Genomic DNA, 16,596 nt, shown 5'->3' on the forward strand with positions numbered 1-16,596 from the left:
GCCACCGCTTACCGGCGGTTTTCTCTCCGCATAATTATTTTTTTGGTCTCACTAAGGGATGGCGGCTTTTTTTGTGTCCTTCATTTATAAATCTTTCGGATGAATAAACCGGATGTATGGGTGCTGCTGGGTAAAAAATGGAATGGTTCGGCTACGCCTGCCGAGTTGCGCCTGCTGGAAGAAATGCTCAGGGAAGCTCCGGTATCGCCTTATCTCACAGAGCTGGTGGAGGAGGTATGGCGGAAGCCGCAGCCGGCTGCCGAGCAAGAGATTTCCGGCAGGAAAAAAAGCTGGGAAAGGGTCAGCGGCAGGATTGCCGGAGGGGGGATTGTGCCGGAAGAATCCCGGCGGCGTCGTCGCTTGCCGGTCTGGCTTTGGGCCGCCGCAGCTTCGTTGCTGCTTGCAGGAGGGTGGCTGGTCTTTCGCCTGCGAATGCCTGTGAATATTCATGGGAACAAAGGGCATGTCATTGCCGTGGAAAACGGCGCCCGCAAGTTCGTACAGCTGCCCGACGGCACGGCGGTATGGCTCAATGCCGGCAGCAGCCTGATGCTCCGGGACGGCTTCGGAACGAATAACCGCGAGGTGCAGCTGGAGGGTGAAGCTTATTTTGAAGTGGCGCAGGATGAAAAGCGGCCTTTCCTGGTAAAAGCGGGGACGCTCAGGGTGAAGGTGCTGGGTACCGCATTCAACGTGAGGGCCTACGCCGATGAAGGAAAAATCGAAGCTACGCTGGTAAAAGGAAAGATACAGGTGAGCCTCGAAGATGAGCCGGAAAAGCATATCCTGCTGTCGCCCCGGGAGAAGTTTACCGTTACGGAGCAGGAGCAGCAGCCGGAAAAAAGACGGGACAGCAGCACGGCCCGCCATTACCGGCTGCAGCCGGTAACCTATGACCGGAAAGACCGCAGCCTGATTGTAGAAACGGCCTGGACCGTCAATAAGCTGGTATTCCAGGACGAGCCTTTCGGATCAGTGGCGCAGCGGATGGAACGCTGGTATGATGTCCGCATCCATTTCGGGGACGAAGGACTGAAACAGCTTGTGATGAGCGGGGCTTTCGAGCACGAGAGTATCGGGCAGGCGCTGCATGTGCTTCAGCTGATCGGGAAGTTCCGCTATACCATAGATAATGGGGATGTGTATATCAAAAGGTAAAATTGAATTATAATATTTAGTCTATGGGTTTTGTAGGGAAATAAATTGATCTTACATTTGCGCCGGACTGTCTGACGGGCGGCGTATTGAGCCGTGTCTAAAGTCATTTTTAAATCTTCTAAAACCGCCGAACATGCCAGTATTTACATAACCGCTGTCATAATACGAAGGGAAGAGTGTCACCTCTTCCCTCACCAGGCTAATGTCTGCCGGAGTAAGCTTGTTGTCGCAAACAGGTGCTTACCCCTCTTTTAACCTTTCAAGCCAAATTTATGAAAAAAAGTGAATTTGGACAGCCCCTCCGTGGCCGTGCCCTTATTCCCAAGCTTTTTCTTTTCATGAAGATCAGTATCCCGCTATTACTGATTCCTTTCCTGCAAATTTCGGCCCACAGCTACTCGCAGGAGAGATTTACGCTCCAGTTCGAAAAGGTGGACGCCGGAAAGGTGTTTACCCGTATGCAGAAGCAAAGCAGCTACCGGTTCTTTTATCTGAAAGAGGATATCCAGAAGCTGGGCAAGGTATCCCTGAACGTCAGGGATGCCACCCTTCCCGAGATCATGCAGACGATGCTTCACCAGCAGCTTTCTTACAAGATCGTGGGAGATAATATGGTCGTGATCTCCCCGCAGGACAGACTGGATGATCAGCACGAAGTCAGCGGTCTCATCACCGATACCGAAGGCAATCCGCTGCCGGGGGTAACGGTGAAGATAAAAGGACAGCAGCTGGGTATCGTCACGGACGAGCGCGGCGAATTCAGGCTGGTAGTGCCCGATGATGCCATACTCGAAGTATCCTATATCGGCTATGCGCCGCTCGAAATACCGGTAAACGGGAGGAAGCAGATACGCATTCGTCTCAAACCGGCGAAATCCGGTCTCAACGAGGTTATCGTGGTCGGGTACGGCACGCAGCGGAAAGGCGAGGTGACCAGCGCGGTCAGCCAGGTCAGTGGGGACGATATCAGGGCCACGCCGGCTACTGCGCTGCAGAACGCCCTCAGCGGAAAGCTGCCGGGTCTGTTTACCCAACAGCGCAGCGGTCAGCCAGGCGCCGGCAGCGCGGCGGGTATCTACATCCGGGGCATCGCCACCTTTACTTCTGCCAGCAAGGAGCCCCTCGTGCTCGTGGACGATGTGGAGTATACGCTGAACCAGCTGTTCCTGATCGATGCCAACGAGGTGGAAAGCGTTTCTATTTTAAAGGACGCCGCCGCCACTGCCATCTACGGCATCAAGGGCGCGAACGGGGTTATCCTGGTAACCACCCGGCGCGGCAAGATCGGCAAGCCGACCATTCATTTCAAAAGCCAGCTGTCCGTGCAGACTCCCGTGCACCGCCTCAAAACGCTGGATGCCTACCAGACTGCGCTGCTGGAGAACGAAGCGCTGATGAATGACGGCCTGGAGCCGAAGTTTACTGACCAGGACCTCGAGCTGTTCCGGAATCACCAGGATCCCTACGGGCATCCGGATATCAACTGGAACGATGTGCTGTTCAAGAAAAACGCGCTCATCACCAATAACAATCTTGATATCTCCGGCGGGGGTGAAAGAGTGCGTTATTTTATTACGCTCGGGCATATGTGGCAGGACGGTTTCCTGCGTCAGCTGCCCTACAAGGGTAACGATCCGGAAGGCGGAAAATCGGCGGCCGATGTCAACAATAACTATTACATGAAACGGTATAAGTTCCGTTCCAACCTGGATATAAAAGCTACGAATACGCTCAGCTTCCAGCTGGACATCGCCGGCACCTATGAGGAGGAGAACGAGCCCGAAGCCAACGCCGGCGCCATGCAGCATATCTATGAGATGGAATACCTGAACCCCTATATCTATCCGATCTATAACCCGGACGGCAGCTTCGGATGGGGGAATTCCACCTGGGGAGAGCCGAGGGATTATAACAACATTGCCGGTCATATTGCCCTCGGGGGCTACCGGCGGTACATGGACGATTTCCTGAACGTGCATCTTTCCGGCACCCAGACATTGGACGATCTTACGCCGGGATTATCCCTGAAGGGTGTGGCTTCTTATTCTGTGGAGAACAAGGCCACCCGCAGCCTCACCCGCGGGCAGAATTTTCCTTCTTACTACTATAATCCCGCAGACGATTCCTATACGCCGAAGGACCCGGACATAGCCCGTATTTTCCCCTACAGCCTGGGTTATACGAAGTCGCGGGATGGCTTTCCCCGCCGGCGGATCAATGTGCAGGGTGCGGTGAACTACCAGCGCTCCTTCGGACCGCACAATGTGAGCGGTTTGTTACTGTTCAACCAGACCAGCGATCTGATCATGTCCAATCCCCCGGTGAACTTCAGGGGCTATACCTTCCGCATGGGTTATAACTTCCGCGACCGGTACCTGCTGCAGCTCAGCGGAGCCTACAACGGATCCAGCCGCTTTGTCACCCAGAACCGGTATAACCTGTTCCCCGCGGTCTCGTTGGGTTACAACCTCGCACGGGAACCTTTCTTTAAAAAGATACTGCCTTTCGTGGACGGCTTCAAGATCAGGGGTTCCTACGGCTGGGTGGGGAACGACGATATCGGCCTGGCCGGCGACGTATATCTCTACGAGGATTCCTATGTCCGGGCCGGCGCTTATTCGTTCGGAGAAACCCATAACAACATCAGCGGTATAGAGGAAAGTGCGCAGGGCAACTACGATGTGACCTGGGAGACCGAAAGAAAGGCGGATATCGGACTGGACTTTTCCCTGTTTGAGGGGAAGCTCAGCGGCAGCTTCGACTACTTCGACAATTACCGCTATGATATCCTGACCAAGCGCAATACGGTTCCCATGTATTTCGGGGTAACGCAAGCCAATCTTCCATTTGTCAATATCGGCAAGGTCGCCAACAAAGGCTATGAGGTAGATATCTCCTACCGCGACCGGATCGGCAAGGTCGGCATTGATGTAAGCGGAAACTTTTCCTATGCCAAGAACAAGATACTCTATCAGGACGAGCCTCCCGCGCGATATCCCTGGCAGAAAGGCACAGGCCGGCCGATCGGTACCGCTTTGCAATATGTCTGGACTGGTACCTTCTACCAGGATCAGAAGGATATCGATACCAGCGCCATGCCTACCGGTTCGGCTGATGCCATAAAACCCGGATGGCTCAAGTACAAGGACCTGAACGGCGACGGCATCGTGAATGTCTATGATATGGCTTACGTGGGCAATCCCAATCTTCCGAACACCAATATCGGGCTCACGCTCGGTGTCAGCTACCACGGCTTCAGTCTCAGCGTGCTGCTGCAGGCCGCCCTGCATTTCGATGTATACACCGGTTTCGATCTGGCTGTTCCCATAGACAAGGCGGTACCGCAGCCCATCCACCTCGGCAGATGGACGCCCGAAACGGCTGCTACGGCTACTTTTCCGGCGCTTACCAACAATTTTGTAGGGACTTATATGAATCCCAACGGCAATCCCTCCACCTTCTGGAGCGTGTCCGGGGATTACCTCCGCTTTCGCTCCGCGCAGCTGGCCTATCAGTTCCCCGCCTCGCTGGTAAAAAAGGTAGGGCTGCAGAGCGCCCAGGTATTCGTCAACGGATACGACCTGTTTACCTGGTCCAAGATGCTAAAGAAATACCAGTTCGATCCTGAGGTAAAAGAAGGATCGGATCATTTCGTATATCCTACGGAACGGATCGTGAATTTCGGACTGGATCTTACTTTTTAGCGCACAAAATCATTTGATCATGAAACCGAGCCTGATAAGATATTTCATATTCCCTGCCTTTATCCTGCTGTTCGTCATACAGGAAGGCTGCAGAAAGACCGGCAGCTTCCTGGACCAGAAGGTAGGTGCTTCGCTCAACGAGGATATCGTGTTTTCCGACAGCGCCTATACCATGGATAACCTGGCCGATATCTACGAAGGGTTGTATTTCTGGTACAATACCAACACTCCCAACAGCTCCAACGGTCCCTGGGACGAGATGACCGATGAAGCGGAAACCCGCTGGCCCGGCGGGCATAATATTCCCAACCAGGTATTTGAAGGAACCTTCGGCACCGAATTTTACAACTATATCCAGTCCGACTGGACCCATTTCTATACGCGTATCCGTCAGTGCAACATCTTTCTGCAGAATGTGGATCGCTCGCCCCTGTCGGGTGTGCTGAAAGAACGTACCAAGGCGGAGGCACGCTTCCTGAGGGCGTATCATTATTTTCTGCTGATGGAAGGCTTTGGAGGGGTGCCTATCGTGGGGGATACCGTCTACGGTCTGGCTTCGCTGAACGTACAGGTCCGGAGCTCCTGGGAGGATTGCGTCAACTATGTGGTATCCGAGCTGGATGACATAGCCCCGCAGCTGCCGGTACGGTACAGCGGGCTGGACTACGGTCGCATTACCCGGGGCGCCTGCCTGGCGCTTAAGTCGAGGTTGCTGCTCTTTGCCGCCAGTCCCCTGTATAACGGCGGCAGTCCTGCCGAAGACGGAAACCTGAAACCGCTGACCGGCTATCCTACCTATGATGCTTCCCGCTGGCAGAAGGCCTTAAAGGCGGCGCAGGATGTGGTAAGCCTTGGCGCCTATCACCTCGAAACGGATAATGATACAAAGCCCGGCTACGGATTCTACCATATGTTCCTGCAGCGGGTAAGCGACGAGATCATCCTGGCCAGGATGCAGGGACCGAATAAGGACATTGAGCAGCACGAACAGCCCAAGAGCCGGGGAGGGGACTACCGCCGTTATCCGACCCAGGAGCTGGTGGATGCCTTTCCGATGAAAAACGGCCGGGCCATCGGTGACAACGCATCCGGTTACGACCAGGATAATCCCTACGACAACCGCGATCCCCGCTTTTATTATACCGTTGTATACAACGGGGCGTCATTGATGAACAAGACCAGTAACCAGATGGAACCGGTATGGACCTATAAAGGAGCTCCCCAGGACGGCTTGCAGCCGGTAACGTCAAATACGGCTACCAATACGGGCTATTATGTCCGCAAGATGATGGACGATCAGGTGACCGCCAACGGCACGGCCAGGACCGATCGCTGCGCGCCGATCCTGTTCCGCTATGCGGAAGTCCTCCTCAATCTCGCGGAGGCCGCAAACGAGACCGGAAATACGGACCTGGCCCTGCAGCAGCTCATTGCGCTGCGCAAACGCGCCGGTATCGATCCGGGCGGAGACAACCGCTACGGGCTGCCCGCCGCCCCTTCGAAGGATGAGGCCCGCGAGCTGATCCGCAACGAACGCTTTATAGAGCTGGCCTTTGAAATGCAGCGTTTCTGGGACCTGAAGCGGTGGAAAGCCGGCGACTGGCTGGACGGGCAGATGATGCACGGCATGCAGGTCACCAAAAACGACGATGGTTCCTTCAGCTATAAAAGGATCGAGACCCGCCACCGGTATTTTGGCAACCTGATCTACTACTTCCCGATTCCGCTTGACGAGGTATCGGTGAACCCCGCGCTGCTCCAGAACCCGGGATGGTAGATCCACAATCCACAACAAAATATGCAGGAATGAAAAATACATACGATATATACAATGGTTTCTTATACCTGACCGGGCGATCCGGCAGCAAGGATGCCGGAAAAAAACGGCTTCTTCCCAATAGCTGCATTATGCGGCAGCTGCTGTGTGCGGCGGCTTTATCGGCCCTCATGCAACCTGCTGCTGCACAGGTCGCGCATCGCGATACGGTCTCCTACAATACCGATACGCTGCCTGCTGCAGGCGCCTACCGGCTTCCTAATTACGCGCCGGTTTACCCGGCTTTATACCGGCAGGATGCCGAAAGTAAAACCGTAGAAGCGATCGGTTTCCTCAAAGGGGAAAGCCTGGGCTCCGCCCCGGCGACATTTATCAGTACCGGCCTTACGGGAAGGATAGCCGGACTTTATCTGCAGCAATCTTCCGGAGAGCCGGGTAACGACGGCGCCTCCGGTACTCTCCGGGGAAGAAGCCCCCTGGTACTGGTAGATGGTATTCCCCGGACACTTCCGCCCTGGTCCATAAACCCCGAGGAGATCGCCTCGGTGACCGTGCTGAAAGATGCGCTTTCCACGGCCATGCTGGGCATGCGAAGCATGAACGGGGCCATCCTGATCACCACCCGGAAAGGAGAACAGCAGCGGGGACTCCATCTTGACTTTACCGCACAGACCGGTATTTCCACTCCGGTTAAATTTCCCGAACCGCTTTCGGCCTATTCCTATGCCAATCTTTACAACGAAGCATTGGTCAATGACGGAAGGCCGCCCGTTTATACACAGGCCGACCTGGATGCCTATAAAAACCATACCGACCCGCTGGGGCATCCGGATATCAACTGGTATGATAAGATCTTGAAAGAACAAACCCCTTTCAGCCGTTACACCCTTAATGCCGAAGGCGCCAACAAGGCTATGCGGTATTTTGTGTCCCTGGACTATCTGAACCAGAAAGGCCTGTTCAGGGAATCCGATATCAATACCTACAGCACCAACAGCGGATACCAGCGGTATATCTTCCGGAGCAATGTAGACGTGAACCTGTCCCGGCGGCTTTCGATGTCGCTGAATGTCTTTGGGCGTATCCGCGACCAGAATGCTCCCGGCGCCGGCACACAGAGCATCTTCGATGCCCTGCTGGCGACGCCCGCCAACGCCTATCCCATACAGAACCCCGACGGTTCGCTCGGAGGGAATATCAATTACAGCAATAACCTGTACGGGCAAAGCATTATGTCCGGTTATACCCAGGACGTATTCAGCGACGGTTATGCAGACCTTGTGCTGAAAAGGAATATGGACGACGTCCTCAAGGGCTGGTGGGTAAAAGGTACCTTGTCTTATGTGCTGACGTTATACCAAAACATAGACAGGAGCAAGGCCTTCGAGACTTTCCAGATGCATATTGATCCCGCAACGGGCGACACCACTTACCAGCGTTTCGGAACCAAGGCTGAACAAAACAACACCTCCACCGTCACCAGGCGGGAGCATCAGATATATGCGGAAGCCGCCACCGGATATACGCACAGCCGGAACGGCAATACCCTGGATGCTATGCTGCTGTACAGCCTGGATCACAATACCATCAACACGACCGCCTCCCAGCTTCCGGAAAGCTTTGAAACATTGGCCGGGAACGTACAGTACAGTATCCGCGACAAATACATCGTTCAGGTGTCGGCCTCTTACGGAGGCAACAACTATTATCCAAAGGGGAACCGCTTCGGGTTTTTCCCCGCAGCAGGCATAGGCTGGAACATCGACAAGGAAAATTTTTTCAATAAAGACGGATTCATCAACACCCTGAAGCTAAGGGCTACTTATGGCCTTACGGGAAATGCCGTGGCAGGATATTATGATTATATCGATCATTATGTCGGAGCGGGAGGATATTACTTCGGTGCTTCCGCAGCATCACAGAGCGGTATTACGGAAAACCAGCCCAGGGACATCACTACCTGGGAAAAAGGGGAGAAGCTGGATGTTGGGATGGACATGCGCTTTGCTGAAAACAGGGGCGCCTTCAGCGTGGACTATTACCGGAACCGGCTGACTGATCTCGTTATATCCCGCGGTAAAAGCTCCGCCGCGCTGGGGTATGGCAACAGCATTGTCCGTAACCTGGGAAAGGATCTTTATTCGGGACTGGAGCTGTCTGCGGGCTGGAGCGATAAGATAAACGATTTTCAGTATTATATCTCGGGTAACTTCTCCCTGAGCGACAGCAAGGTGCTGTTCAACGACGAGCCGGCTTATCCCTACTCCTGGATGGAGCGGACCGGTCGCGCTGTAAACGGGATTTATGGTTATGTGGCCGATGGATTTGTTACCCAGGCAGAGGAAGGCCCTGTAGTAGAAGGATACCGCGGCGTACCGGGCGACCTCAGGTACAGGGATCTGAATGGCGATGGAATCATCAACCAGTATGACCAGCAGGCCATTGGTAATGAGAAACCGCTGCTTTTCTACGGAGCCGACCTGGGATTTTCCTGGAAACATTTCAGCTTGAGCCTGCTGATCCAGGGAGCAGCCCATCGCGATATTGTACTGACCGGCCCCGGAGAATGGGCATTCCAGAACGACGGCAAGGGACAGGCCTGGCAGCATAACCTGGATCGCTGGACGCCGGCTACGGCTTCCACCGCAGCTTATCCCAGGGTTTCCGTGGGCACCAATGTGAACAATGACATCGTTTCCAGCTTCTGGGTACGCACGGGCAGCTACGTCAGGTTGAAAAATGCGGAGCTGGCCTATTCCTTTGATGATATCCGCCTGGGAAAGATCAAGGTAAGCCGCCTGCGTATCTTTCTCAACGGGCTGAATCTGCTCACGATCTCACCCTTCAAACAGTCCGATCCCGAAACGTTGCCCGGCAGCTATCCCCTGCAGCGGATCGTGAACGGAGGCATCACCGTTAAATTTTAAAAACCTGCTTATCATGTATTCGAAGCACAATATATACAGCGGCGCCACCGCGCTGGCCTTGTTCCTGCTGCTGGGCGCCTGCAAAAAATATGAGCCGGAGCCCGTGGAGTTCCTGACAAAAAACTATGTATATGATAAGATGGACAGAAACGGGGATTATGCCAAACAGGTGCTGAATCACCTGTATACCTATCTCCCCAACGGATACAACAGGATCGATCATGTCGTGCTGGATGCGGCCACCGATGACGCCGTGTCCTCGGATAATTACAGCACTATTGAATTGCTTTCCAAGTCCAGGATAAATGCCGTAAGCACTAACCCCGACGGATACTGGTACGATGGTTATGCTGCTATACGTGATGTGAACCAGTTCCTGGCTCATATCGACAATGTGCCGGTGACGGCCCAGATAAAGCAGTACTGGAAGGGAGAAGCCCGCTTTATCAGGGCCATGAATTATTTTGAGCTGATCAAGCGGTACGGCGGCGTGCCCTTGCTGGGCGACCAGCTTTTCTCGCAGGAAGATGAAGTGAGCCTGCCCAGGAGCAGCTACGGCGAATGTGTGCAGTATATCGTGGATGAGCTGGATCATATCAGCGATTCCCTTCGTGAGGATCCGGTTCAAGATCTGGACCTGGGCCGTATCACCCGGGGGGCCGCGCTTGCCCTGAAATCGAGGGTGCTGCTCTATGCCGCCAGTCCCCTGAATAATCCGGATAATGATCCCGGCAAATGGCAGCAGGCGGCAGACGCGGCAAAGGCGGTAATGGACCTCCATGTATTCAGCCTGGAAAGCAATTACGTATCGCTATTCGTCAAACGCAAGAACAAGGAGGTGATCCTGGCTTATCAGCGGGCTCAGACCACCGACGTGGAACGTAATAATGCTCCGGTAGGCTATGCGGAGCCCAACCAGAGCAACGGCTATGTCAGCCCGACTCAGGAGCTGGTGGATGCATTCCCCATGCGGAACGGGCTGCCGGTGGACGATGCTGCGTCAGGTTACGACCCTGCAAACCCTTATGCCAGCAGGGATCCGCGACTGGGCGCCACGGTATTCTACAACGGCGCAGCCTGGCTAAGCCGTCCGGTAGAGACATTTGAAGGAGGACTGGATAAGCCCAACCTCATCCAGCGGCAGACCCGCACGGGATATTACATGCGGAAGTTCCTGGCCGATTATTCCGGCAGCACCGCATACGGGAACCAGGATCATAACTTTCCCATCTTCCGCTATGCCGGAATACTGCTCAACTATGCCGAAGCTGCCAACGAGCTGGGAGACCAGGATGCAGCGTATGAACAGCTGAAGGCAATACGCAAACGGGCCGGCATAGATCCCGGAGCAGATGAGATGTATGGTCTGAAAGCCGGAATGACACAAGAGGAGATGCGGAAGGCCGTTCGTCTGGAGCGTCGCATTGAGATGGCTTTTGAAGAGCAGCGCTTCTGGGATATCCGGCGCTGGAAGATCGCCGGGGATGTCGCTGATGGCACGCTCCACGGGATGAAGATCGAAAAAAATGCGGACGGGTCTTTTACTTACCAGACCGTTGGTATATCTGATATCCTCTTTACTGCACCAAAAATGTATCTTTATCCCATCCCTTACGAAGAGATAGCCGGAAACCCGGCTGTTACCCAGAACCCCGGATGGGAATAACCCACAGTCCCCCTGAGGGGGAGGCGAAAGGTAAAAGGCGAAAGGTAAAAGGTAAAAGGTCAGCGGGGGAAGGTGTGGGGTGAAAAAGTACGTCACTGCAAAAGCAAGAAAGATGAATATCAAACCTGGCAGGGGATGCCGTTACCGTCTATATGCCGGCATAACACTGTTTGTGCTCGCCGCTATATCTGCAGGCCGTGTTTCGGCGCAACAAAGCCGGAGCGCAAAGCCCAATATCATCTTTATCCTGGTCGATGACCAGGGCTACGGCGATCTGGGCGTTTTCTTCCAGAACCAGCGGGCCAAAGCCGCCGACCGGGGTAAGCCCTGGGAATATTCTCCGCAGCTGGACAGGCTGGCTGCCGGAGGGGCGGTCCTGACGCAGTATTACAGCGCCGCTCCCGTCTGCGCGCCTTCACGTGCTTCGCTGATGCTGGGGGAAAGCCAGGGTCATGCCAACGTCCGGGATAACCAGTTTGACAAGGCCCTGGAAAACAACTATAACATGGCCTCCACGCTCCGGCAGCTGGGCTACAGCACGGCCATCGTCGGGAAATGGGGTCTGCAGGGCGATAAGCGCTTTGACGGACCCGAAGGTAAAAACTGGCCGGCCCATCCCCTGAAGCGGGGCTTCGATTTCTTTTACGGCTATATGCGGCACAGCGACGGGCACGAACATTATCCCAAAGAAGGACTATACGACGGACCGAAAGAAGTATGGGAGAATTATACCAACGTCGTGTCGGGGCTGGACAAATGCTATACCGCCGACTTATGGACGGCCGCTGCCAAGAAATACATCACAGATCACGAAAAGAAAGATGCGGATAAGCCCTTTTTTCTTTACCTGGCTTATGACACACCCCATGCCGTTGACGAGCTGCCTACCCAGGCCTATCCGAAAGGAGGGGGGCTCCACGGCGGCCTGCAGTGGACAGGTACGCCGGGGCGCATGATCAATACTGCCGGCGGACAGCCCGATTCCTGGATATACCCGGATTATGCCGGCGCTACTTACGACAATGATGATAATGCGGCCACGCCCGAGGTGTCCTGGCCGGATACTTACAAGCGCTATGCTACCGCCAACCGGCGTATAGACGACGGGGTAGGAGATATCATGCAGCTGCTCCGCGACCTGAAGATCGATTCCAATACCGTTATCGTTTATACCTCCGATAACGGGCCCTCCGTGGAGACCTACCTGAAAAAAGAAAAGTGGGAGGAAAAGCATCTTCCGGTATTTTTCGGCAGCTTTGGCCCCTTCGACGGTATCAAGCGGGACAACTGGGAAGGCGGGATACGGATGCCCGCCATCGTCAGCTGGCCGGGACATATCCCGGCGGGGAAGGTGGTAAGCACTCCCTGTATCGCCTATGACCTGGCTCCGACCTTTACGGCTATGGCCGGTACGCCCGCGCCTGCCGCCATGGACGGTAGTTCCCTGCTGCCCCTGCTTACCGGCACCGGGACACTGCGTTCCCGCCCGATTTACATCGAGTATTATGTGAAGGGTAAAACGCCGGACTTTACCGACTTTGCCCCCGGACACCGCGGCCGGCAGCGTAACCAGATGCAGACCATCCGGCTCGGGGATTATGTGGGCGTGCGCTATGATATAAAAACCGCGGATGACGATTTTGAGATCTATAACGTGGTAAAGGACCCCGGTCAGCGACATAATCTTGCCACCGGTACCGGAAGGCTCGCCGGCGGCAGATCCGTTGCAGCTCTACAACAGCAGCTGAAAGCGGCAGCCCTGCAGGCGAGACGGCCGGATACCGACGCTGCCCGTCCCTATGACAGCGCCCTGATACCCGCCGTCGACGTAAAGGTGCGCCCCGGCATCAGCTGGGAAAGCTATAGCGGACATTTTTCCTGGATCCCGCAGGTGGCGGGGCTTCAGCCTGCAGCCACCGGGCGCAGCGTTTATCCCGGTGCGGACAACATCCGGGCAGGTAGCCTCTTGTATTTTGAAGGATACATCCGGGTACCGGAAGATGGCGCATATACCTTCTTTCTGGACCCTTCGGCAAGGGCCGTGCTCCGTATCCATGATGCGAAAGTGATCGACGCGGATTACCCTGCATCGGCCGCGCACAGCGGTAGCCTGCTGCTGAAAGCAGGGCTGCATCCCTTCCGGCTATACTATGTTGCGGGTGGAGACGGTTTGCCGCATCCGGAATGGAGCGGACCGGGTATACAACGGCAACGGATACCCGCCGGCGTCTTTTTCCGGAAGCGGTAGCTATCTGATTAACATTCCCTGAAGGATTTTTAAAACCGGGGTTTCCAGGCCGGCGCTTAATCAACCGGAAGGAAGATCAGTCGCCTGGGTTAAAAAACTATCGTATCCGTAGGCAATGCCGGCAGCTGATAATTTCCCGTGTCGATATACAGCTTGGGCAGCTTTTGCTGTAGCAGCCGTACACCTTCCGCGCTGACCCGGGTGCGGTACAGATACAGCTCGGTCAGCTGCTTCATGCGGACAAGCTGCTCCAGGCCTTTGTCGCTGACCCGCGTGCCGGTAAGGTTCAGGTATTTGAGGAGCTTCAGCGGGAGAAGGTAGGTCAGGCCGCTGTCTGATACGGCGGTATTTTCCAGCTCTAATCTTGTAAGGGAAGATAGCCCGGAAAGGTTCTTCAGGCCCTTGTCTGTTATCTGCGTATTGCCAAGCTTCAGCCAGGCCAGCTGCTTTTTCAACGGCAGCAGCAGGGCGGTATGGCCGTCATCGAATGTACGGGCATTGATGGCGTCGACTTTCAGATAAGGACTGTTGTCCGAAAGCGCCAGCACCTGTATCCCCGTTTTTTCCAGTGCGGCAATAGCTTTTGTATCGGCCTCCGGGACCGTGGTTTCCGGGACAAAGATGTTTGATTCCCCGTTCCCTTTGGATTGCAGGGCTTCCAGCAGGGGCTTTATGTCGGCAGGCTGGGAAAGCTCACCCACCTTTTTGTCGAACGGACAGCCCTGTTCGATCCACCACCGGAGCAGCAGGGCCTGATGGATGGAAAGCTGGGGGCGGCCTTTTGGCGGCATGTGCTCATCATCGTCTTCTGCCAGCATAATGCGCTTGAAGAGCTCGCTTTGTTCCGGGTGGCCGGGGAGGAGCACTTTCCCGTTTTCCCCGCCCTCGCGGATAAATTTTATGCTGTCCAGCCGCAGCGCGCCTTTTTCTTTCCCGGCGCTGTGACAGGAGTAACATTTGGTGGTCAGTATGGGCTGCACTACATCGCGATAGGCAAAAGCTTCCTGTATGTTGTCGATACGGGCGCTGCGGGAAGAGAGGTCCCGACCGTAGATCCATTTCTGAAGAAAGGAAGGAAACGTCTCTGCCAGGTATTCCGATCCGTGGGTGAGCGAGCCTCCGTAATGTCCGGCTGCTGTCAGCAGGAACAGCATCAGCACCCAGAGGGAGGTATCCAGCACATTGAGGCGTTTGAAGCGCAGGTGGTTTTTCTTCCGGTAGAGAAGGTAAACGGCCGCGGATATAACGGCAGCGCCTATACCCAGCCACTTGTGCCTGCTGAGCAGCGCTTCATCGTATCCCCCGGATAAAGAGAGGCAATAGCCTGCGACGCAGCTGGCCACAGCGCTGAGCATGCCGATAAAAAGCACGACGGGCACTCCTGCCTTGAGGCCTGGGAAGCGGCTGTACCTTCCCAGGAATTCGAGAATAATGGCAATCAGTAAAATGCCGATGGGCAGATGCACGAGCAGCGGATGCCAACGTCCGATCATTTCGTTCCATCCGATTTGGGAAACCTGCAAAAAATCCATTGTTGTTAAAGCCTTGGTATACGCTCCGGTTATCCGTTACAAGATAAAATTTTTATCCGGCAAATGCGGTATACTTTAATCAGGCTTTTTTCAGGCGAGCAGGGGCTGGATCACTTTTCCCTCCACGTCCGTAAGCCGGAAAGGTCTTCCCTGGAACTGGTAGGTGAGCTTCTCGTGGTTTAATCCCAGCATATGCAGAATGGTGGCCTGCACGTCGTGTACGCCGACCTTGCCTTTTACGGCATTAAATCCTATTTCGTCGGTTTCTCCGTAACTCACTCCTCCTTTTATGCCGCCGCCGGCCATCCACATGGTAAATGCATCCACATGATGATCGCGACCCAGGAAGGGCATCTCTTTTCCGTCGCGGTTTTCCTGCATGGGCGTGCGTCCGAACTCACCACCCCATACCACCAGTACCTCATCCAGCAGGCCCCGTTGTTTGAGGTCTACCAGCAGAGCGGTCTGCGCCCTGTCTATTTCCCGGCACTTGTTGCGCAGGCCCAGGTTGATAGCGGAGTTTTTGTTGGTGCCGTGCGAATCCCAGCCCCAGTCAAAAAGCTGTACAAACCTTACGCCTTTTTCCACCAGCTTGCGGGCCAGGAGACAATTGTTGGCAAAAGACTCGCGGCCGGGCTCGGTGCCATACAGCTTATGGATATACTCGGGCTCGTCGCTGATATCCATGACCTCGGGAACGGATATCTGCATTTTGAAAGCCATTTCGTACTGCGAGATGCGGGCGATGGTTTCGGGATCTCCGAAGGTAGCATGCTCTTCGTGGTTGACCTTGTTGATCGCATCGATGCTCATCTTGCGGATATCGCGGCTCATGCCGTCCGGGTCGCTCAGGTAAAGCACCGGGTCGCCTTTGGAACGGCATTGTACCCCCTGGTATACGGAAGGCAGGAAACCGCTTCCCCAGACGCTTTTGCCGGCATCCGGCGTTTTGCCGCCCGAGGTCAGCACCACAAAGCCGGGCAGGTCGCTGTTTTCCGATCCCAGGCCGTAGGTGACCCAGGAGCCGATGCTCGGACGACCGAGCCGGGCGTTGCCGGTATGAACAAAAAGCTGAGCGGGCCCGTGGTTGAACTGGTCGGTATGCACCGCTTTCAGGAAGCTTACCTCGTCCGCCACCGTGGCCAGGTGGGGGAGGTAGTTGGATATCCAGGCCCCGCTTTCGCCGTGTTGCTTAAAGACAGCCTGCGGGCCCAGCATCTTGGGCACGCCGCGGATAAATGCAAATTTTTTCCCCTCCAGCAATGACTGCGGGCAAAGCTGGTTATTCAGCTTGGCCAGCTCCGGTTTATAATCGAAAAGCTCCAGCTGCGAAGGCGCTCCGGCCATATGCAGGTAGATGACGCTGCGGGCCCGGCCCGGAAAATGAGGCGGTTTGGGCGCCAGCGGATTCAGCGCATCCGCTACGGAAGCACTGCTGCTTCCGCTGCTGAGCCAGTTGCATCCGCCGAATACCGATCCCAGCGCCATAGCGCCCAGGCCGGTTGCGCAGTTCTGCAAAAAATGCCGGCGGGTCACATACCGGAGATAATGTTCGTTGGCTTCGTTGATGATTTTATCCGCCAT

The 16,596-nt window shown here is 55.1% G+C and carries 8 protein-coding genes; 6 read left to right on the top strand and 2 right to left on the bottom strand.

Features of this window, described 5'->3' with window-relative positions:
- The first annotated feature begins 99 nt into the window (after positions 1 to 99).
- From ABD851_RS05430 to ABD851_RS05455, 6 genes are all read left to right on the top strand, one after another.
- Positions 100 to 1,158, top strand: coding sequence for a FecR family protein (locus ABD851_RS05430; protein ID WP_344976655.1), 1,059 nt, complete (start codon positions 100 to 102; stop codon positions 1,156 to 1,158).
- A gap of 272 nt (positions 1,159 to 1,430) precedes the next feature.
- Positions 1,431 to 4,862 carry a TonB-dependent receptor gene (locus tag ABD851_RS05435; protein ID WP_344976658.1) on the top strand — a complete coding sequence of 1,144 codons (3,432 nt, stop codon included), beginning with the start codon at positions 1,431 to 1,433 and terminating at the stop codon, positions 4,860 to 4,862.
- A gap of 19 nt (positions 4,863 to 4,881) precedes the next feature.
- On the top strand, positions 4,882 to 6,639 hold the full coding sequence (locus ABD851_RS05440) for a RagB/SusD family nutrient uptake outer membrane protein (RefSeq protein WP_344976661.1): 1,758 nt from the start codon (positions 4,882 to 4,884) through the stop codon (positions 6,637 to 6,639).
- Between the two features lie 29 nt (positions 6,640 to 6,668).
- Entirely contained in the window at positions 6,669 to 9,566 is a 2,898-nt protein-coding gene (locus ABD851_RS05445; protein ID WP_344976664.1) for a SusC/RagA family TonB-linked outer membrane protein, read from the top strand.
- Between the two features lie 13 nt (positions 9,567 to 9,579).
- Positions 9,580 to 11,232: a RagB/SusD family nutrient uptake outer membrane protein gene (locus ABD851_RS05450; RefSeq protein WP_344976667.1), complete on the top strand. Its 1,653-nt coding sequence runs from the start codon at positions 9,580 to 9,582 to the stop codon at positions 11,230 to 11,232.
- Positions 11,233 to 11,344: 112 nt separating this feature from the next.
- The gene (locus tag ABD851_RS05455) at positions 11,345 to 13,480 is read left to right on the top strand and encodes a sulfatase-like hydrolase/transferase (RefSeq protein ID WP_344976672.1); all 2,136 of its coding nucleotides are present in this window, start codon (positions 11,345 to 11,347) and stop codon (positions 13,478 to 13,480) included.
- Between the two features lie 89 nt (positions 13,481 to 13,569).
- Here ABD851_RS05455 and ABD851_RS05460 read toward each other — a convergent pair whose 3' ends face one another.
- The gene (locus tag ABD851_RS05460; protein WP_344976676.1) at positions 13,570 to 15,003 is read right to left on the bottom strand and encodes a c-type cytochrome domain-containing protein; all 1,434 of its coding nucleotides are present in this window, start codon (positions 15,001 to 15,003) and stop codon (positions 13,570 to 13,572) included.
- Between the two features lie 99 nt (positions 15,004 to 15,102).
- Positions 15,103 to 16,596: a DUF1501 domain-containing protein gene (locus ABD851_RS05465; RefSeq protein WP_344976679.1), complete on the bottom strand. Its 1,494-nt coding sequence runs from the start codon at positions 16,594 to 16,596 to the stop codon at positions 15,103 to 15,105.

This window comes from Compostibacter hankyongensis (genome assembly GCF_039541075.1).
Classification (GTDB): domain Bacteria; phylum Bacteroidota; class Bacteroidia; order Chitinophagales; family Chitinophagaceae; genus Compostibacter; species Compostibacter hankyongensis.